The organism is Flavobacterium flabelliforme (assembly GCF_017948675.1).
Taxonomy (GTDB): domain Bacteria; phylum Bacteroidota; class Bacteroidia; order Flavobacteriales; family Flavobacteriaceae; genus Flavobacterium; species Flavobacterium pygoscelis.
Window position 1 is genome coordinate 1 of the sequence record NZ_JAGFBU010000008.1, and the last position, 21,345, is coordinate 21,345.

At 29.8% G+C, this 21,345-nt stretch carries 19 protein-coding genes, 2 tRNA genes and 1 rRNA gene; 19 read left to right on the forward strand and 3 right to left on the reverse strand.

Features of this window, described 5'->3' with window-relative positions:
* Positions 1-5: 5 nt before the first annotated feature.
* From rrf to J3S90_RS14745, 3 genes are all read left to right on the forward strand, one after another.
* Positions 6-115: ribosomal RNA gene (gene rrf / locus J3S90_RS14735) — 5S ribosomal RNA — on the forward strand.
* Positions 116-178: 63 nt separating this feature from the next.
* Positions 179-251, forward strand: a tRNA-Phe gene (locus J3S90_RS14740).
* Between the two features lie 9 nt (positions 252-260).
* A tRNA-Leu gene (locus tag J3S90_RS14745) sits at positions 261-346 on the forward strand.
* Between the two features lie 142 nt (positions 347-488).
* Here J3S90_RS14745 and J3S90_RS14750 read toward each other — a convergent pair.
* Entirely contained in the window at positions 489-2,834 is a 2,346-nt protein-coding gene (locus J3S90_RS14750) for a glycosyltransferase (RefSeq protein ID WP_210646825.1), read from the reverse strand.
* A 708-nt stretch (positions 2,835-3,542) separates the two neighbouring features.
* Here J3S90_RS14750 and J3S90_RS14755 point away from each other — a divergent pair.
* The 11 genes from J3S90_RS14755 (at position 3,543) to J3S90_RS14805 (ending at position 14,044) form a co-directional block, all read left to right on the forward strand.
* The gene (locus J3S90_RS14755; protein ID WP_210646826.1) at positions 3,543-5,009 is read left to right on the forward strand and encodes a glycoside hydrolase family 130 protein; all 1,467 of its coding nucleotides are present in this window, start codon (positions 3,543-3,545) and stop codon (positions 5,007-5,009) included.
* Positions 5,010-5,236: 227 nt separating this feature from the next.
* A complete protein-coding gene (locus J3S90_RS14760) occupies positions 5,237-5,848 on the forward strand; it encodes a TetR/AcrR family transcriptional regulator (RefSeq protein WP_210646827.1) in 612 nt (203 codons plus the stop codon).
* A gap of 3 nt (positions 5,849-5,851) precedes the next feature.
* Entirely contained in the window at positions 5,852-7,102 is a 1,251-nt protein-coding gene (locus J3S90_RS14765) for a TolC family protein (protein WP_210646828.1), read from the forward strand.
* 26 nt (positions 7,103-7,128) lie between these two features.
* Positions 7,129-8,007, forward strand: coding sequence for an HlyD family secretion protein (locus J3S90_RS14770; RefSeq protein WP_210646829.1), 879 nt, complete (start codon positions 7,129-7,131; stop codon positions 8,005-8,007).
* A 25-nt stretch (positions 8,008-8,032) separates the two neighbouring features.
* Entirely contained in the window at positions 8,033-8,398 is a 366-nt protein-coding gene (locus tag J3S90_RS14775) for a cupin domain-containing protein (protein WP_236023978.1), read from the forward strand.
* On the forward strand, positions 8,398-9,294 hold the full coding sequence (locus J3S90_RS14780) for an ABC transporter ATP-binding protein (protein ID WP_210646830.1): 897 nt from the start codon (positions 8,398-8,400) through the stop codon (positions 9,292-9,294). The genes J3S90_RS14775 and J3S90_RS14780 overlap by 1 nt, the downstream gene beginning before the upstream one ends.
* Positions 9,295-9,314: 20 nt before the next feature.
* On the forward strand, positions 9,315-10,049 hold the full coding sequence (locus J3S90_RS14785) for an ABC transporter ATP-binding protein (protein ID WP_210646831.1): 735 nt from the start codon (positions 9,315-9,317) through the stop codon (positions 10,047-10,049).
* A 152-nt stretch (positions 10,050-10,201) separates the two neighbouring features.
* Positions 10,202-11,305 (forward strand): ABC transporter permease, encoded by a 1,104-nt coding sequence (locus J3S90_RS14790; protein ID WP_210646832.1) that lies wholly within the window; start codon positions 10,202-10,204, stop codon positions 11,303-11,305.
* Positions 11,306-11,327: 22 nt separating this feature from the next.
* Complete coding sequence (locus J3S90_RS14795) at positions 11,328-12,449, forward strand: ABC transporter permease (RefSeq protein ID WP_210646833.1); 1,122 nt, start codon at positions 11,328-11,330, stop codon at positions 12,447-12,449.
* Positions 12,450-12,705: 256 nt separating this feature from the next.
* A complete protein-coding gene (locus J3S90_RS14800; protein WP_210646834.1) occupies positions 12,706-13,089 on the forward strand; it encodes a hypothetical protein in 384 nt (127 codons plus the stop codon).
* A gap of 391 nt (positions 13,090-13,480) precedes the next feature.
* Positions 13,481-14,044: a TlpA family protein disulfide reductase gene (locus tag J3S90_RS14805; protein ID WP_236023979.1), complete on the forward strand. Its 564-nt coding sequence runs from the start codon at positions 13,481-13,483 to the stop codon at positions 14,042-14,044.
* 373 nt (positions 14,045-14,417) lie between these two features.
* Here J3S90_RS14805 and J3S90_RS14810 read toward each other — a convergent pair whose 3' ends face one another.
* Positions 14,418-15,998, reverse strand: a complete 1,581-nt coding sequence (locus tag J3S90_RS14810) for an NADP-dependent glyceraldehyde-3-phosphate dehydrogenase (RefSeq protein WP_210646835.1) — start codon at positions 15,996-15,998, stop codon at positions 14,418-14,420.
* A gap of 60 nt (positions 15,999-16,058) precedes the next feature.
* Positions 16,059-16,370: a rhodanese-like domain-containing protein gene (locus tag J3S90_RS14815; RefSeq protein ID WP_188051576.1), complete on the reverse strand. Its 312-nt coding sequence runs from the start codon at positions 16,368-16,370 to the stop codon at positions 16,059-16,061.
* Positions 16,371-16,652: 282 nt separating this feature from the next.
* On the opposite strand from J3S90_RS14815, the gene J3S90_RS14820 reads away from it, so the two are divergent.
* The 5 genes from J3S90_RS14820 to trxA all read left to right on the forward strand — a co-directional run bounded on the left by J3S90_RS14820 (position 16,653) and on the right by trxA (position 21,198).
* Entirely contained in the window at positions 16,653-17,285 is a 633-nt protein-coding gene (locus J3S90_RS14820; protein ID WP_188051577.1) for a Crp/Fnr family transcriptional regulator, read from the forward strand.
* Positions 17,286-17,334: 49 nt separating this feature from the next.
* Entirely contained in the window at positions 17,335-18,123 is a 789-nt protein-coding gene (locus tag J3S90_RS14825) for a sulfite exporter TauE/SafE family protein (protein WP_188051578.1), read from the forward strand.
* Between the two features lie 80 nt (positions 18,124-18,203).
* Entirely contained in the window at positions 18,204-19,619 is a 1,416-nt protein-coding gene (locus J3S90_RS14830) for an MBL fold metallo-hydrolase (RefSeq protein WP_210646836.1), read from the forward strand.
* 216 nt (positions 19,620-19,835) lie between these two features.
* The gene (locus J3S90_RS14835; protein WP_210646837.1) at positions 19,836-20,663 is read left to right on the forward strand and encodes a methyltransferase domain-containing protein; all 828 of its coding nucleotides are present in this window, start codon (positions 19,836-19,838) and stop codon (positions 20,661-20,663) included.
* Positions 20,664-20,895: 232 nt separating this feature from the next.
* Positions 20,896-21,198 (forward strand): thioredoxin, encoded by a 303-nt coding sequence (trxA, locus tag J3S90_RS14840; protein WP_188051581.1) that lies wholly within the window; start codon positions 20,896-20,898, stop codon positions 21,196-21,198.
* The last annotated feature ends 147 nt before the right edge of the window (positions 21,199-21,345 follow it).

Consider the following 21,345-nt stretch of genomic DNA (forward strand, 5'->3'; position numbering starts at 1 on the left):
GACCTTAAGGTGGTTATTGCGGCGGGGCTCACCTCTTCCCATCCCGAACAGAGTAGTTAAGCCCGCCTGCGCAGATGGTACTGCAGTTATGTGGGAGAGTATGTCGTCGCCTTTCTTTAAAAACCCTGATTGTAAATAATCAGGGTTTTTTATTCCTTATTATAATTTTATAAATTAAGGTACCTTAGCTCAGATGGTAGAGCAATGGACTGAAAATCCATGTGTCCCTGGTTCGATCCCTGGAGGTACCACTACTAATTGCTCGGATGGTGAAATTGGTAGACACGCTGGACTTAAAATCCAGTGAACAGCAATGTTCGTGCGGGTTCAAGTCCCGCTCTGAGTACTAAAACTTCAATTGGCTTTGCTAATTGAAGTTTTTTTTTATTTTTAATTTATTAAAATTTACTTGTAAGATTTTGCGGTCAACTTAAAAAGTGGTGGAAACTCTAAAGTTCAATTATTGGTTTAATTACTTCTCACTGCTATTAAAATTGTATTTTATTTTTTGTTTTATTATTAATATCTCTATTTTTAGCATTCAATTTTTCTTGAAATTTATCCAAAGGATATTTATATTTATCCATTTTTAAGGTATTTGATAATCCAGAATTCCTTCCTTTAGAAGTATAACTTTCTATTAATAATCGTGCGGATAGATAGCAAACGGTTGATTCAGCTCCTTGATTTAAATTTACATTATTCTCTTCTAAACCATCATAACATCCGCCAGTAATAGGATTATACATTATATGACCTAAGTGATTCTTTCCTAAAAACCAATCAAAAGCTATCTTCATATATACTTTGTATTCTGTATTGCCAATAGTTTTATAAAACAAATTCAATGCATGCATCATATAACATGCTTCTATAGGTTGTTCGCCATAGCTATTAGGAACAACTCCTTTCTCATGCCATCCATCATTACTAATGATTTTGAATTGACCATCTAGGAACATTTTATCAATTAAAAAATTCATAGATTCTATTGCAATTTCTTTAGTTTTTTCTTCTGCTGTGATCAAATATGACAATAATAGCGCTTCAGGAAGAATACTATTCGCATAGGTTAACTTATGTTCAAACCAATTCCAATCTGGTGAACTAACAGAGCTATACATCGCTTGTATCTTTTGAGCCAAAATTTCAATTGTATTTTTTAATGGTAACGAAGGAAAAACACTATACCAATAATAAAACCCTTTAATGGCGAAAGCAATAGCTCTAGGAGAATTATATTTTTCTGAATTGTCTTTTACTTTTTTCAAGCATTCAGTAGCTTTCTCAGTTAGAAATTCAAGATCTTTTGATGGTGCCAGAGTAAGAAAATAACCAAGAGCCCATATAGCTCTACCATTTGCATCTTCTAAATTTTCATCACTATTTCTAGCCTCAATTTTATTGTTTTTATCTACATAATTAATGAAATTCCCATTTGACATTTGGCATTTTTGTATGAAATTTATATAGATTTTCATGTATGCTATATCGTCTTTTTCTGCTGTAAGTTGATAGTGTTTGCAAATAGCAATTAACGCCCTTGCATTATCATCTACTGTATATCCAGAATCTAAATCTGGATCTGAAATTTTACAAAACTGTATCATTCCAATATCTGTTGTCATTTTCTTCAAATGATCCATTTTAATTTTAGGATAAGATATTTTAATTTGGTTTAACCCTTTTGAAATCCTTTGGTATACTTCGATATGTTTTAATGCTGTATTTTCCCAAGAAGTCTTGGTAGTTTTTGCATAAGCATTCAGAGCCATTTGATTTCTTAAATTTTCATTTGCCAATAATTTGATAGTAGCGGCTGCAAATTGTTCTACATTTTGTATATCAACTAAAATACCGACATCACTGGTTAAACTCTCCATGGTATGCGGAATTTTACTTGCTACAATAGGGCAAGAGCAACTCATAGCATATGAAAATGTACCACTAACTGCTTGATTAGGATCTTTAGATGTAAATAAATAGACATCAGTAGCTTTGAGATAATCTAAAAGTTGATTTACTTCTAAATATTCATTTACAAATCGAACATTATTTTCTAAATGCAGTTCTTTTACAATTTGCTCTAGCGAATTTCGATATTTATCTATATTATTTTCAATTGTATTAGGATGTGTTCTCCCTAAAATTAAATAAAGAACATTTGGAAATTGTTTAACTATTTCAGGAAGCGCTTTTAGTCCCGTTTCTATACTTTTTCCTTCTCCTAAAAGCCCAAAAGTGGATAGAATAATTCTGTCTTCAAAATCAAATTTTTTCTTAGCTTCAAGAGTAGTTTCATAATCTACTAAGTGCGTTCCGTGTGGTACAAAAGCAATACTAGTTTCAGCTAAACCATAATCTTCCATTAAGATCTGTTTGGATTTGTTTGTCATCACAAAAATAGCTTCGGAGTAGCTGATTAGCAATTGGACAATTGACTTCAAAGTTTCGTTAGGGTTTGGAATAACACTATGGAATGTGAATGCAATTGGTTTATTAATTTCATCTAGAAAATCTAAAAGATAATCTCCATATTGACCTCCGAATAATCCGAATTCATGCTGAATATGAACCAATTTTACATCTGGATCATTATTAATTTCTGCTGCCACTTTTTTGTAAGCTTCTTTATTTTGAGAGGGCAGATGATAAGCCGAGTTTATATTAGCATCTCCTTTGAATGTTATTTCGCAAATTTCACAACTAATACTCTTGCCGTAAATTTTATCAATGGCATGAACGGTATCTTCTGTAAAAGTTGCAATACCACAATGAGTTGGAGGATATGTCGAAAGAAAAACAATTTTTGATTTTGTAGATAAAGTTTTCATCTTTATGTTTTTATATTTTATTAATGCTTCATTTTGAAAATACTATAAAGAATTAAAATCTTAATTTTTATATTAGTAGTATTTATATAAATCTTGAATTAGTTAACTTTAAAAATAATGTTGTACATAATGCTTAATTTCTATTTAAGCTTATGAAATATTAATTAATTTAGAGTTTATTAATGTCTTTATAAAAGATTTTGATTTTGTCAAATTCAAATACAATTTTTAAAAACTATTTTGATTTTTAATGAGCTTTTCTTTGTCAAAAACAACAAATTCTTATTTACTCATTTTAAGTTTAGTATAAAAAGGAATACTAAAGATAACAAAAAAATCTGTTTTGTAAATTTATAAATTACTACTAATTTGATTGTTACATAATTATTAGTGTATTTTATACTATTTAAATTTTAGAAATGTGAAATTTTAAAATTTGTAAAATTGAATGTAAAGTATAAATCCTATATTTTTTTTTGTAAATTTGAAATAAGACCTTTTTGTTTAAAACTTTAGCTTGACTGCAAAAAAATCATCTTTATAATAATTATTTCTTTTAACGGATTTAATAAAAGCGATTAATAAGTTAGAGTAAATTATTTAATTCAGCCAATAGGTTCTTCTTCTTTCCTTTTAAAAAACGAGCTGTTTTAATTTAGCAAAGCTTGTTTATTTTAATAAAGTAAATTATACACTAAAAATAATTTTATGCGAATTCCAGTAATACGAAAAGATATAATTTTCGCTCCTGATGCGAAACGAGTTGTAGCAAGGTATTTTATGAATGGTGATGAGCGTACACAAAATATGGTAGCTCGTATTATGTTACTCACAGAAAAACAAGTTATTGATACTTTAGAACATACCTTGCGAGAGTTTGCGAGAAGACACCGAAATATTTCTAAAATATTTTTTTCTCACTGTGAAAAGATAAGAAGTATTATAGAAGCTATGCAAATTGATTATAGTACTTTAACACAAGAAAGAAAAATGCTTATTGGGTCCTATTGTACAATGGAATACTCGTTAGAATCTGCTGCTTTCTTTAATCCATCAATCATTGAAGATTTGGATCAATCCGATCTTGAAGAAGGAGAAAAAAGAGTAATTATATCGTTTCGAGCTACCGGAGAAGGTCATATTTCATCTATTGTTTTTAGAAGAGGAATTCTCGATAAAAATAATGAACTAAGAGTAATGAAAATTGGTAATCATATTGATAAAGCAGAAATAGAACATAAAACATTGTATAACAAACAACGTTTCTTAATGAAACTGCGAGAAATGAATATAAGTGATAAGTATTCACATTCTATCATGCAGGAATTACCTCAGGAATTTGAATATGCTATATTACAAAACTTACTCAATGACGCTTTAAACGATCCATCAATAAGCCATAGTAGAAAAACTGCTCTCGAAGAGATAGTTTGGTTATCTGATTCTTTTTACGATATACAATTCAAACATGACTCTGATATTACAGAACGCGTTATTTTTCCCATATCAGAATCCGAAAGTCGTGGAATTGAAGATGCTCGATTTGTACGATTCATAGATGATGATAATTCAGAACGTATTATGGCCACTTATACCGCTTATAATGGCCATGTAATATTGCCAAAACTAATTTCGACTGAAGATTTTTATTCCTTTAGAGTGATGCCTTTATACGGGACCGGAGCCCAAAATAAAAATTTAGCCTTGTTTCCTAGAAAGATAAAAGGAAAATATGCGATGCTTTCTAGAATTGACGGAGTTAATAATTATTTAATGTTTTCTGATAGACCTACTCAATGGAACAATCCTGTAATTATACAAGAGCCTAAATATACCTGGGAATTTACACAAATAGGAAATTGTGGTTCACCACTTTGGACCACCGAAGGATGGTTGGTCATTACTCATGGTGTTGGCGCTATGAGAAGATATTGTATTGGAGCTTCTTTGTTTGATTTAGAGGATCCGTCAAAAGAAATTGGTCGTCTTAAGGAACCTTTATTATCACCATTAGAGGACGAACGCGAAGGATATGTGCCCAATGTGGTTTATTCTTGTGGATCAATAATACATAACAATAGTCTTATTTTACCTTATGCAGTTTCCGATTATTCGTCTACTTATGGTGTTGTAAATTTAGCGGATTTACTATTTGCTTTAAAAAACAGTAAGTAAATATAATAAGTATTCATTCTAAAAAATAGGATTTACTATTCTTTATAAATTTATAGAATTTCTGGAGGCTATTAATAAACTGCAAAAATTTAAAACAAAGCAATAATGTTTTTTACAGAATTGTTAACTGATAACAATAAGTAATTAATAAAAAAACTTAGTTCCATTTTAAGTCAATTTTTTTATATATTTGTTAACCGAATGGTTAAACCATATAATTAAGAATAATGGCTAAGGAGAAATCAGATAATACGGAAATAGAAATATTAAATGCTGCCAAAGAGATTTTTCAGCAAAAAGGAATGGATGGTGCAAGAATGCAAGAAATTGCAGATAAGGCAAAAATAAATAAAGCCTTATTGCACTATTATTACAGAAGCAAACAATTGCTTTTTGAAGCTGTTTTCAAAAGTGCCTTTGCATTATTAGCTCCTCAATTAAATAAAGTATTGAATGATGATAGTGATTTATTTGATAAAATAAGAAAATTTACAGACAGCTATATCTCATTTGTAATTAAACATCCTTACTTACCCAATTTTGTAATACAAGAATTAAATAAAAATCCAGAATTCATTCAAAAATTAAGATTACAAGAAAATTTTCCTTCAATAACTACTTTTAAATTACAAGTTAGCGACGCAATCGAAAAAAAAATAATAATACCAATTCAAGCGGAACAATTATTTATTAATATCATGTCACTGAATGTATTTCCATTTATTGCTGAACCGTTACTAACCGCTTTGATTAATGTAGATAAAAAAAAATACAATGAGATCATTCAAAATCGCAAAATTGATGTAGCTAATTTTATTATTAATGCAATAAAAATATAAATCATGAAAAAAAGGATACTACTAATATTGCTATTCGTGATTTCAATAATTTCAAATGCACAAGAAACATTGACATTAGAGGATTGTTATGCTTTAGCAACAAAAAATTATCCTTTAGCAAAACAAAAGGAATTATTGCAACAAAAATCAAATTATGAAATTGATGCAATTACTAAAGGAAAATTACCCAAAATAGATCTCAATGCGCAAGCAACGTACCAATCTGATGTTATAGGATTTCCCAGTAAAATGCCCGGTGTAAATCCTATAAACAAAGATCAATATCGAGCGACATTAGATATAAATCAGCTACTTTATAACGGCGGAATGATTGAAGCTAATAGTGAGTTAAAACAAGCTCAAACCAAAACACAACAGCAACAAATTGAAGTGAGTTTATATCAGTTAAAAACTCGCATCCATCAATATTACTTCTCTATTTTATTACTTCAAGAAAAAAGTGAATTATTAAAATCTAAAAAGGAACTGCTGCAATCTAAAGTTCAAGAAGTTAAATCGGGAGTCAAATATGGTGCTATACTTCCTGCTTCAGAATTAATATTAGAAGCGGAACTATTAAAAATAAAACAACAATTGACAGAGATTGATTTTGAAAAAATAAAAATGACACAAAATCTTTCTGATCTAACTTTCACCAAAATAGATACACAAACAATACTTCTGGTTCCTAATTCTAATTTAGAAAACAATAGAAATAATAGACCCGAAATCGTTTTTTATAATTTACAAAAACAACAATTAGAATTTTCCAAAAAAACCTTAGCTACATCAGTCTTGCCTAAGATAAATGCTTTCGCGCAAGCAGGTTATGGAAATCCAGGACTTAATATGCTAGATAATTCTTTTCAACCTTTTTATATTGCTGGTTTAAAAGCAAATTGGACTATTTTGGATTGGGGGAAAAATAAAACAGATTTAAAAACTTTAGATATCGCTAAAGAAATAATTGAAACTGAAAAGGAAACATTTGAATTGAATAATAAAATGCAATTGAGGGAGATAGAAAGTGAAATAGGAAAAACAAAACAATTATTAGAACTGGATAACAATATAATTCATGTTCGTGAAAAAATTGTTACGTCTGCCAATGCTCAAATGAAAAATGGTGTAATTACCACATCAGAATATCTAAATGAATTCAGCAATCTGTACGAAGCAAAAAATAGTTTAAAAACTCACGAAGTACAATTGGCTGCAGCCAAATCAAGCTACGAAATAACCAATGGAAAATAAAAAATTCTCTAAAAACAGAAAGTAAAATGAAGAAAATAATCGTTTTAATTTTAATTATTACCGGAGTAATTTCCTGTAATACAAATAATGAAAAAGCAGATGGTTATGGGAATTTTGAAGCCACAGAAATTACTGTTTCCTCTGAAGCAAATGGAAAAATTGAATTTTTAAATCTTGAAGAAGGAGATTTAATAGAATTTCAAAAACAAGTTGGTTTAGTTGATACCTTACAATTGTATTTATCAAAACAACAATTGATTGCTTCTAAAACTACAGTTTCCTCAAAATCAATGAATGTGCTTTCTCAAAAAAATGTTTTAATAGCACAATTGAAAACCACAGAAATAGAGAAAAATAGAATACATAATATGTTTTCTGAAAATGCAGCAACAAAGCGCCAAGTAGATGAAATTGATGGAAAAGTAAAGGTAATTGAAGAGCAAATAAAAAGTGTTGGTACACAAAATGCTCCTATCATTAGCGATTTAAAATCTATTGATGTACAAATTCAAAAAATAGATGATCAACTTCAAAAATGCAAAATTATAAATCCAATACAGGGAACCGTTTTAACAAAGTATGCAGAAGCTGGAGAAATAACTGCTTTTGGAAAACCTTTATATAAAATTGCGAATATTTCGGAAATGACTTTACGTGTATTTGTAAGCGAAAAACAATTACCTCAAATCAAAATAGGACAAGAAGTTTTCGTGAAAATTGATGGTTTGAACGAAATGAAATCTTATGAAGGAACTATTTCCTGGATTGCTTCACAAGCAGAATTTACTCCAAAAATTATACAAACTAAAGAAGAAAGAGTGAATCTAGTTTATGCTGTAAAAGTAAAAGTAAAAAATGACGGCAGTTTAAAAATTGGAATGCCGGCAGAAATGTGGATAAAATAAAGCCTAAATATTTAAATAAAAAAAAATGAAAAATTCAATTATAATCCTCACACTTTTTGTTTTGGTCAGCTGTAAATCGGTTCCCGTAGTACCATTAAAAACGATGAATTTAAAAGATTTACATACCGAACAAAAAGATGTTCAAACAGCACTTTTATTTACTCCCTCTGAGAATAAAGTGATGTCTTTACAAATTAATAAAGACAAACAACTATCAGAACACATTACAAAAGTCCCTGCTCTGCTAATTTGTGTTACCGGAAGTGGCAGTTATGGAGATGAAAGTGGTAGAAAAATTAGTTTAAAACCAGGTGATTATGTAAAAATAGAGCCAAATATAAAACATTGGGTTGACGCTTATGAAAACAGCAACTTTCTATTGGTAAAATAATGAGCATCATAGTCCAAAACATATCAAAGTCCTACAAAACTAAAAAAGCAGTAGAAAACGTTTCTTTTGAAGTTAAGAAAGGGGAAATATTTGGATTAATTGGTCCAGATGGTGCAGGAAAAACAACGCTCTTCCGAATTCTAACCACACTATTAAAAGCAAATGAGGGAAATGCTTCTGTATTGGGGTTTGATGTGATAAAAGACTATAAATCTATAAGGAGTTCCGTGGGCTATATGCCTGGTAAATTCTCTTTGTATCAAGATTTAACTGTCGAAGAAAACCTTACCTTTTTTGCAACCCTATTTGGAACTTCTATCGAAGAAAATTACGATCTCATAAAAGAAATTTATATTCAAATAGAACCGTTTAAAAAACGTAGAGCGGGTGCTTTATCGGGCGGAATGAAACAAAAATTAGCCTTGTGTTGTGCTTTAATCCATGCGCCTAAAGTCCTTTTTTTAGATGAACCTACTACCGGTGTTGATCCCATTTCTAGAAAGGAATTTTGGGAAATGCTAAAAAGATTGCAACAAAAAGGAATTACTATTTTAGTTTCAACACCTTATATGGATGAAGCTTCTTTATGTGATCGAATTGCATTGATTCAGAATGGTTTGCTTTTAAAAATTGATTCTCCAGAAAACATCACTAAAAATTATGACAAAGTAATTTATGATGTTTCCACAAAAAACAGGCATAAACTAATTCATGATTTAAAAAATTATCCAAGCCAATATAGTGTGTATACTTTTGGAGAATACATTCATTATATCGACAAGCAAATGAAGTTTAATTTAGAGGAATTACTTCAATATTTAAAGGATAAAAATCATACTGAAATAGAAATAAAAACAGCTATTGTTACTATTGAAGATGTTTTTATGGATTTATAATTTAATGGTTAAACCAAAAAATGGAAAAAGAGAAAATAATTGCTGTACAAAATTTGACAAAAAAATTTGGAGATTTCACTGCTGTTAAAAACATTTCTTTTGATGTTTACAAAGGTGAAATATTTGGTTTTTTGGGAGCCAACGGAGCTGGAAAAACTACGGCGATGAAAATGCTAATCGGAATTTCTAATCCTACATCGGGCAAAGCAACTGTTGCAGGTTTTGATGTAAAAGAAAAAGCAGAAATGGTGAAGAAAAATATCGGATATATGAGTCAAAAATTCTCTCTTTACGACGATTTAACCATTAAAGAAAACATTCAGTTTTTTGGTGGAATTTATGGTTTATCAAGAACTGAAATAAAATCAAAAACCGAATCGCTTGTTAAAGAATTACAACTGGAAACCATCATAAACAGTTTAGTAGGTTCCTTGCCTTTGGGCTGGAAACAGAAACTTTCTTTTTCTGTAGCTTTATTACACGAACCAAAAATCGTCTTTCTCGATGAGCCAACAGGAGGGGTAGATCCTATAACTAGACGGCAATTTTGGGAAATGATATACAGCCAAGCTTATAAAGGAACTACGATTTTTGTTACAACTCATTATATGGATGAAGCAGAATATTGTGATCGAGTTTCGATAATGGTTGATGGTAAAATTGAAGCATTAGATACTCCAAAAAACCTAAAAAAGCATTTTAAAGTTGATTCTATGAATGAGGTATTTTTAAAATTAGCAAGAAATGTGGAATAAGGCTCTAGCATAAAAAGATTGAATAAATAAAAAGATCTAAAATCACTGAATTTACCGTTATTAAAAACTACAATTCAAGAATCTGAATTTATGAAAGTGATTGCATTCATGGCTAAAGAAAGACTTTTAGCCTTCCTGTTTAAAAATATAATATGAAAAGATTTATTGGTTTTATAAGAAAAGAATTTTATCACATTTTTCGGGACAAACGTTCTTTGTTTATCCTTTTCGGTATGCCGATTGCTCAAATATTACTCTTTGGTTTTGCTATTACAAATGAAATAAACAATGTTGATATAGCCATATTAGACCATTCAAATGATGTAGAGACACAAAAAATTATTAATAAAATAAAATCCTCTCCCTATTTTAAAATAGAGAATCAAATTCATAATGAAAAAGATATAGAAGCAGAGTTTAAAAAAGGGAAAATTAAAGCTGTACTTATCTTTGAACCGAACTTTAGTAAAAATTTAGTCACCAAGAAAGTAGCTACTTTACAAACCGTTACCGATGCTACTGAACCCAATGTAGCCAGCACCATCGCCAATTACACAACAGCTTTGATTCAAAATTATCAATTACAAAAAAAACAATACAATAACCAAATAAAAGTACAAGTACAGTCAAGAATGTTTTATAATCCTGAACTCAAAAGTGTTTTTAATTTTGTTCCAGGTGTTATGACCATAATTTTGATGCTGGTTTCTGCAATGATGACTTCAATTTCTATTACTCGCGAAAAAGAATTAGGTACTATGGAAATTCTCTTAGTTTCGCCCATAAAACCTTTTCAAGTAATTATTGGAAAAGTTTTTCCTTATATATTTCTCTCTATCATTAATGCCATTATAATTTTGATCTTAGGTTTTTTTGTTTTCGGAATGCCAATAAACGGCAGTCTTTTTCTGCTGTTATTTGAAAGTATTCTTTTTATCATCTCAGCATTGTCATTAGGAATTTTAATTTCGACTATTTCTGATTCACAACAAACAGCCATGATGCTTTCCTTGATGGGATTGATGTTGCCCGTTATTCTACTATCTGGATTTATATTTCCTATAAAAAGTATGCCAATTCCTATGCAACTTATTAGCAATATCATTCCTGCCAAATGGTTTATAATAATAATAAAAGCGATTATGCTTAAAGGAGTAAGCATTCAATATATCTGGAAAGAAACCCTAATATTAATTGGAATGACTGTCTTTTTTATAACTCTAAGTATAAAAAAATATAAAATTAGACTAGAGTAAAATTGAAAAATAAATCATATAAATGAAAACAATAGGATTCATCATACAAAAGGAATTTAAGCAGATTTTTAGAGATAAGAACATGCTTAAACTTATATTTATTTTGCCCATTATACAATTGTTAATTTTATCCAATGCAGCTACATTTGACGTTAAAAATATTGATATAATTTTTGTTGATAATGATCAAAGTAAAGCTTCTAGAGAATTAGAGCAATCCTTTAAATCTTCCAACTATTTCAATGTCAGATCTTCCTTTTTCTCAGAAAAACTAGCTGTTGAAGAAATGCAAAAAGGAAATACAGATGTAATAATAAATATACCAAATCATTTTGATCGAGACCTACAAAAAGAGGATAAAATAAGTATTGCAGTCACTATAAATGCTATCGATGCAGCTACGGCAGGTATTGAAAATGTATATATAAATCAGATTTTAAACACCTACAATAAAAATATCTTAGCCCAATCAAAATACTTTACTGAAAATAAAGAGATTGCTCAAAACATTTTGGTAATCCCATCTTTTTGGTATAACAAAAATCTTAATTACAAAATTTTTATGGTACCTGGTATCTTAGTATTATTGGTAACAATGCTAACACTCTTTTTATCATCTATGAATATCGTTAAAGAAAAAGAATTGGGAACATTAGAGCAAATAAATGTTACACCAATTAAGAAATACCAATTTATTATTGGAAAACTCTTTCCGTTTTGGATTTTAGGATTGGTTATTTTGACGGTGGGTTTAATAATTTCGAAAGTAATTTTTGATGTACCTATGTTAGGTAATATGGCTTTAATTTATCTATTTACTTCTGTATACTTACTTTTAATTTTAGGAATCGGACTGTTTATTTCTAATCATTCTGATACGCAACAACAAGCTATGTTTATCGCTTGGTTTATCATGGTAATTTTTATCTTAATGAGTGGTTTATTTACACCTATAGAAAGTATGCCCAAATGGGCACAAAATAGTACACTAATAAATCCAATACGTTATTTTGTTGAAGTAATGCGTATGGTAATGCTAAAAGGTTCCGGTTTTTTGGATATTCTACCACAATTCATAATCATCAGTAGCTATGCCTTTGTGATGAATGCATTGGCAGTATGGAGCTACAAAAAATCAAACTAATCTTAATTTTTTATCCTCATTATTTTAATAAAAGTATTTCAAAAGTAAACCTTTAAAGTTCTCGCTTTTTTTGAAAGAAGTTTTTTTTATTTATAATTTACTCAAAATAAGGAGATTATAATTTTAATACTATTGAAAATATTCTTAAATTGGTAGTGCAAATATTTTTGTTATTCAATGATTCCTTTTTATAAATTCTTTACGATATAAAAAGATGCTATCATTAGGCAATCAACTTTTATAAAAAAATAGCACTATGGAAAATAAAAAAACAATAGACAACCTTCATGAAGAACATAAAACATGGTTAAATAAGCTTCTTTTTTATAAAGATGAGCTTGTTATAATGGAAAAAAGAATTACTGAAATAGCCGAAAAAAACACATCAGTAGAAGTACGTTCCTTAGTTGATCATTTTTACAATGAAATTACAATACAAAGAGAAGAAATTGATATTATAAAACATGATATAAATAGTCATGAAGCTTTTCTCAACATTGCTCTTAGCAAAAAACATGTTAATCTTGAAGATGAAAAACTACAAGATCATAAAAAACATAGAGAAAGTATTGCCATTTTTGAAAAACTATTCAAAGAACTTAGAGAAGAATTAATAGATTTTTTATCCAAATGGATGTAATTTAAAACAGTTAAGCAATATATTTTTTCTTGGTTTCAATTCATTCAATCAAATCAAAAAGCAGTACAAAATCTAGTTTGTACTGCTTTTTTTATTGTAATTATAGACTACTCAAATTTTAAATAAAGATTGTAACCAAAGTCACATTTAGTGTAAAATTTACATTCTATATTTATAAAATAATTAGAGTTGATTCTGTTTTTTTAAATTATTAATATTTCTAAAAAATTAATGGAATATTTATGTAAAATGCAAAAGGGTAAATTGCGATAAATATTTAGTTTATAGTATCCTATTTTTTAGAATTATCAATATTTGCAACTTTTTGACTCCTATTATTTCAAAACTGTGAAACGAATTAATTCATATAAACAAAAAAAAATAAATAAAATTGAAAACACCTTCAAAAAAAATACTGCAAAACGTTGCCTTTATCTTATTTATTGTTTTATTTCTATTCACACCTTTAGGCACTTTTGTGAAAATTCAACTCAATAGACTTATTGTTTTTTCGCCCAAAACTATTGCGGTTCAAGATCAAAAAGAACTCTCATCATACCAGTGGAAGCTAGTTGATGCTAAAGGAGAAATTATTTCATTACAACAACATAAAGGAAAAGTTATTTTCATCAATTTTTGGGCTACTTGGTGTCCTCCATGTATTGCTGAAATGCCTAGTATGCAAAAACTATATGATGATTATGAAAATAAAGCCGTTTTTCTGTTTGTCACCACTGATTCCTTCCAAAAGGCAAATCAGTTTTTGATCAAGGAAGAATTAAGTTTGCCTATATACCAATCTGCTTCAAATCCTCCATTAGAAATGCAATCACAAACAATACCGGCTACCTATCTTATTGATAAGGAAGGAAATGTAGTGGTGGCAAAAATAGGTGCTGCTGATTGGAACAGTGATTCTTTCCGAAAAAAATTAGATAATTATCTTCTAGAATAAATAGTGATTTTGAAAAAGATTATTTAGTAAGAAATGGATCAGTTTAGATGATAATAGGTCAATATCAAATAACGTAATAAAAGATATATTAAAATTCCTATCACTAAAAATGCAACAAAACAACTAATTAAATTCAGAATTACATTCGGAATAAATTTTAAATGACGGTGCGAGAGAATAGGTTCTCTTCGCAGTCTTTGATGAATATTCTCCTTTATATTTATAATTTTATTTTTGATTGCGTTGCGATTTTAAAACTACGGATTGAAGAGTAATAATATTTAATAATCTAAATTACATATTATTTTAGAATATAAGCTAAAAATTAAAAAAACCGACTCATAAAAGTCGGTTTTTAAATTTTTTGATGATTTTACAAGGTATAATCAGTATTAATAAAATTTGAATCCTTACTATCTAGTAAAGCTTGTAAAATTCCGTTATTATAATCATTGTCTTTTGATGCTACAAAAGTTCTTATAGAAAAAGATCGCAAAGCATCATGAATGCTCAAAGTCCCAACAGCAGAGTCTTTACGACCTGTAAATGGATAAACATCTGGGCCTCTTTGACAAGAACTATTTAAGTTGACTCTGCATACTAAGTTGACTAATGTATCTATTAGCGGTGCAATAGTTTTAATATCTTTTCCAAACAAACTCACTTGTTGGCCATAATTTGATTCCGCCATATCATTCAATGGTTCCTGAATGTCCTTGAAAGTCATAATTGGAACCACTGGACCAAATTGTTCTTCATGATACACACGCATTTCTTTATTTACAGGAAATAAAACGGCTGGAAAAATATAGTTATCAGTATGTTTTCCTCCATTATCATTGATTATTTTAGCTCCTTTATGTACTGCATCATCAATTAATCCTTGAAGATAAGTGGGCTTGTCTTTTTCAGGTAATGGGGTTAATATTACTGATGAATCCCAGGGATTTCCAAAAACTAATGCATCTACTTTTGCAGCAAAACGCCTGTTGAATTCATCAGCTATTGTTTCATGAACATATAAAATTTTCAATGCTGTACAACGCTGACCATTGAATGACAAACTTCCTGTTATACATTCCTGAATAGCTAAATCTAAATCGGCGTCGGGTAAAATAATAGCAGGATTTTTTGCTTCTAAACCTAAGATCAAACGCAACCTGTTTTTATTTGGATGTTGATCTTGTAAAGCAATAGCTGATTTACTATTTCCTATTAAAGCCAATATATCAACTTTCCCTGATTTCATAATCGGAGAAGCAACTTCGCGACCGCGCCCATAAACAATATTGATTGTTCCTTTAGGAAAACTACTTCTAAAAGCTTCTAATAAAGGTGAAATTAATAAAACACCATGTTTGGCAGGTTTGAATATGACTGTATTTCCCATGATCAAAGCCGGAATAAGCAATGAAAAAGTTTCGTTCAATGGATAATTATAAGGGCCTAAACACAATACAACACCAAGAGGACCACGACGTACCAATGCATTTACACCTTGACTCTTAGTGAAACGAGAACTGTTACTGTCTAATAATTTGTAATCTTCGATAGTATCATAAATATATTCTACCGTACGGTCAAATTCTTTTTGTGAATCACCTAATGACTTCCCAATTTCCCACATTAGATACTTGACCACTTCATTGCGAGTAATTTTCATTTGCGCAACAAAGTTAGACATGCATTTAATACGGTCTGCTACTTTCATAGTAGGCCATAAACCCTGACCGTTATTGTAAGCTGCACTAGCTGCAGCAACTGCTTCAAGACCTTCTTTTTCACCCATATTAGGTATGGATCCTAATATGGTTGGAGCATAATCATCAGTTGATGATATAGTCGAAAAAACAGGAGTAGTTTGACCTTCCCAATTTTTTAACTCACCATCAACTAAATAGGTGTCTTGATTTAATAGTGTTTTAATTTGATATTCTTCTGGTATTAAAGTCATGTCTAAAGGTTATATTGTTAATAATTTAAATAAAAAAAGAGGCTACTGCCTCTTTCGCTTTTAGGGTTGTACTACTTCACCTTCCCATTCTATAATGCCTCCAGTTAGATTATAAGCATTTTCGAAACCCAGCTGATTCATAATTTCACAAGCCTTGGCACTACGCATACCGGAACGGCAATAAACATAATAGTTCTTATTTTTATCTAATTTCTCTATAGCATTTATGAAATCTTGACCCGTATGAATGTCAATATTTATTGCGTTAGGTATAATTCCATCATCACACTCGTCTTTCGTTCTTACATCGAGTATAATTGCATTTTCGTCAGCTTCAAATTGTGAAACCCAATTTTCTTGTGATAAATTCATAAGTCTCTTTTTTTGTAAAAATACAAAGATTTTAACAAAAAAGGAATGGCTAAATGTTAATTGAAAGATATTTTTAAGAAATCGTTTTCGAAAAACAGTAACGATCAATAAAGTACAAATTACCGAGTAATTTTTATGAAAATAGCCTATAAAACCTATAGGAAATTTGAAAACCTATTTTTTTTAAAGACCTGTAAAATCTCTTATTTGTCTTAAAATTAGCATTCTTATCTAACTTATTTAAACTACTTTTACAAAACAAACTACAGAAAAAAGATTAAAATGCTTGTTCCTACAAAAAAAATATTTCCTTCTTTTTCGACTGAATTGATTCAAGAAATTGAAGATAGTGCAGTAATACAATCCTTTCCAACCGATACAATTATTATACGAACTGGACAATATATAAAAAACACAGTATTAGTAATAAGCGGTAAAATTAAAGTGTACCGAGAGGATGAAAGCGGAAGCGAATTTTTTATGTATCATTTGCAACCTGGTCAAGCCTGCGCCATTTCTATGATCTGTGCCACGAAAAATGAAAAGAGCCAAATCATGGCCAAAGTGGTTGAAGATGTTGAACTCATCATGGTACCATTGCCCTTAATGGACAAATGGATGATGCAACATAGAAGCTGGTATGAATTTGTAATAGATACTTATCGCAGTCGTTTTGAAGAAGTATTAGAAGTGGTAGACAATATTGCTTTTAGAGCCATGGATGAGCGATTAGAGTTTTACTTAAAACGTCATGCAGAAGTTTGTGGGTGCAAAGAATTAAAACTATCACATCAAGAAATTGCATCCGAATTAAATACTTCTAGAGAAGTAATTTCTCGATTACTCAAAAAAATGGAACAGCGTGGCTTAATTACCTTATATCGCAATAACATTGAGATTTTAAAATTAAATTAAAATCTTACTTTAAATAAATCATAAGAAGCTATACTTCAAAAAATTAATAATGGAATATTTAGGTTATTTTCTTTCTGTAATTATTGGGATTTCATTAGGCTTAATTGGTGGTGGAGGTTCTATTTTAGCTGTACCTATCTTAGTCTATCTTTTTAAGATTCATCCAGAACAAGCCACAAGTTATTCGTTATTTATCGTTGGAATAACAGCTATGTTTGGGAGTTATAGTCAATATCGACTAGGGAATTTAAAAATTAAAGCCGCACTAGTTTTTGCAGTACCTTCTGTGCTCTCTTTGCTGTTTGTAAGAGACGTAATTTTACCCAAAATCCCTGCCATTATCCTTACCATTAATTCCTTTGAAATATCAAAAAACTTGGTGATAATGACCGTATTTGCTTTTCTTATGATTGCGGCATCTTTATCAATGATAAGAACTTCGACACCTGAGAAAACAGAAAAAAGAGATGATCATATCAGGATAGCAATTATCGGTCTTTTTGTCGGTTTTATTACTGGTTTCTTAGGTGCAGGTGGTGGTTTTTTAATAATTCCAGCATTATTATTCTTTGCAAATTTACCTATTAAACAAGCGATTGGAACTTCCTTGCTAATTATCTTTATCAATTCATTAATTGGTTTTGGCGGAGATGTTTTAAATGGAATCGATATCAATTACAAACTTCTTTTTACTATTACATCGATAGCGCTTGTAGGAATGTTTATCGGAACCTATTTATCAAAAAAAATTGATGGAGCAAAATTAAAACCGGCCTTTGGTTGGTTTGTATTAGTAATGGGAGTTTACATTATCATAAAGGAGTTTTTCTTAAAATAAAAAAGTGAATGTAACAATTATCACTGTTTATATAAAAAAACAGCAGTAAATTTGTATTATAAAATTAAAAAAAAACAATCATGCAAATAGAGCAAATCTATACAGGATGTCTAGCACAAGGCGCTTACTATATAACTTCAAATGGAGAAGCATTAATTATTGATCCATTGCGTGAAACGAAACCTTATTTAGACCGTCTAGAAAGAGACGGTGTGAAGTTGAAATATATTTTTGAAACCCACTTTCATGCTGATTTTGTATCAGGACACGTTGATTTGAGTAAAGAAACAGGTGCTCCAATTGTTTATGGTCCAAACGCAACATGTGAATTTGAATGCATATCTGCTAAAGATGGTCAGGAATTTGAAATTGGAAATATAAAAATAAAAGTGCTACACACTCCAGGACACACAATGGAAAGTAGCACTTATCTTTTAATTGATGAGAACGGAAAAGATCATGCTATTTTCTCGGGAGATACTTTGTTTATTGGTGATGTTGGAAGACCAGATTTAGCACAAAAAGCGGCTTCGATGACTCAGGAGCAATTAGCTGGAATATTATTCCAGTCGCTTAGAAACAAAATCATGACTTTAGCTGATGATGTTATCGTTTATCCTGCTCATGGTGCAGGAAGTGCATGTGGTAAAAACATGAGTAAAGAAACTGTTTCTACAATTGGAGAACAAAAAATAAAAAATTATGCATTAAGAGCTGATATGACTGAAACCGAATTTATACAGGAAGTTACAGATGGTTTATTACCTCCTCCTGCTTATTTTGGAATGAACGTAGCCATGAATAAAAAAGGTTATGATAGTTTCGAGCATGTTTTAGATCTAGGAATGCGTGCTTTATCTGTTATTGAATTTGAAACAGCTGCAGAAGAAACAGGAGCTTTATTGTTAGATACTCGAAAAAACGGGGAGTTTGCCAAAGGGTTTATTCCACAGTCCATAAATATTGGTATCGATGGAGACTTTGCTCCTTGGGTTGGTGCTTTAATTGCTGATGTACAACAACCAATACTTATTATTTGTGAAGTTGGAAAAGAAGAAGAAACCGTTACAAGATTGAGTAGAGTAGGTTTTGACAACTTAATTGGTCATTTAGCAGGTGGTTATGATTCGTGGCAAAAAGCCGGAAAAGAAATTGATGTCGTAAACAGGATTACAGCTGAACAATTTGCTACAGAAGTAAAAATTGGTCAAAGCAAAGTAATTGACATTCGTAAAGAAACTGAATATAGTGCGGAACATGTTGAAGATGCCTACAACAAGCCTTTAGCGCTTATTAATGATTGGATTAAAGATGTCGATACAAACGAACATTTTTATTTGCATTGTGCCGGAGGATACCGAAGTATGATTGCTGCATCAATTCTAGAGGCTCGTGGTTTCAGAAATTTCACAGAAATTGAAGGTGGATTTAATGCTATTGCAAAAACAAGTTTACCCAAAACAGATTTCATTTGTCAAAGTAAAATCTTGAAATAACAATTATTAATAAAGAGCTTTCTAATAAAAAATAGTGATTAAATAGAAAAAATTAAAAGTATCGCTATTAGTATTAATAGCGATACTGTACAAATATTAATAATTGATTAATTTTATTATACTTAGGTGTGTTAGTACATCTTTTTATTCTACTAGATTGATCTTTTTTTATGCATTGTAAGACCCATTTGGAATTTTAACACCCAAAAATATAAAATGGAAGATATAAAATGTTGTGTTGTTTCTTGTGAAAAACCTTTAGATGCTTCCTATTGGGAAGCACAGTATCAATCTAAAAGTACTGGATGGGATTTAGGAGATATTTCCCCTCCTATAAAGAAATATATAGATACTTTAGAGAATAAAGAAACCGCTATTCTAATACCGGGATGTGGAAATACATACGAAGCAGAATATCTTTTAAAGAAAGGATTTACCAATATTACGGTTATAGATGTAGCTCCTACACTTGTTGCTGATTTGATAAAGAAATTCAGTAATAACTCAAATATTACTATAGTATTAGGAGATTTTTTTGAACATCAAGGAAAATATGATTTGATTATTGAACAAACATTTTTTTGCGCTCTGCCTCCAACTATGCGTCAAAAATATGTTTGGAAAATGCATCAACTTTTAGCCGATAAAGGAATTTTGTCGGGTTTATTATTCAATAGAAGATTTGAAATAAATCCACCTTTTGGAGGTGATAAAACTGAATATGAAATGCTTTTTAAAGCTTCTTTTGATTTTTTACAAATGGATATTTGTTTAGATTCAGCTGCTCCTAGATCAAATTCTGAATTATTCATTGAGTTTAAAAAAAATAATCAAGTAAATGTCAACTTGTATACTATGAGCGGTATTACTTGCAGTGATTGTGCAAACACTATTACAGAAAAATTTTTAACAATAAGAAAAATTCTTAATTTAAGTATGAATAGCAGTTTTACATCAGTGCTAATTTGTAGCCGAAATGAGGTTACTATTGATACGTTAAGGGAATTAATATCTTATGATGAAAAATATAGAATTGAAAAGTAAACAATAATTATTTAAATTTAAAACTTTAAAAAATGAAAAATTTATTATTTACAAATTGGCATCTTATGAGATTTGTAAGACTAGCAATAGTTTTATTTTTATTTAGTCAAGCCTACCTCATGAAAGATTGGATTTTTGTTGGAATCGGTTTGTTTTTTTTAATTCAAGTAATTTTTAACTTAGGATGTGGTCCAAACGGTTGTGCAATCCCTAATAATAAATACAGTAAGAGATGAGTAATTTTGAAAAAATTATAAATTCAGAAAAACCAGTTTTAATAGATTTTTTTGCTACTTGGTGCGGACCTTGCAAAATGCTTACACCTGTTTTAAAAGAAGTAAAAGATAGCCTTGGAGATCGAATTTCAATCATAAAAATTGATGTAGATAAAAACCAACAATTAGCTTCAAAATATCAAGTTCGCGGTGTACCCACGATGATATTATATCAGCAGGGAAAACAATTATGGAGACAATCTGGAGCATTATCTAAAGAGGAAATAATCAAAATTATTATAGATAAAAGCAACAAATAAGCATTGTTAAATATTTTGAATTGACTTCTTACCAAAAAAGTTGAAGGTTTGGTTATATACTTTCAGAAATCAATTCTATTCCTAAAGAAATTAGGCCTTTTAAATTAAATTCAAAAGGCTTCTTTATTTAGATGATCACTCAAGATT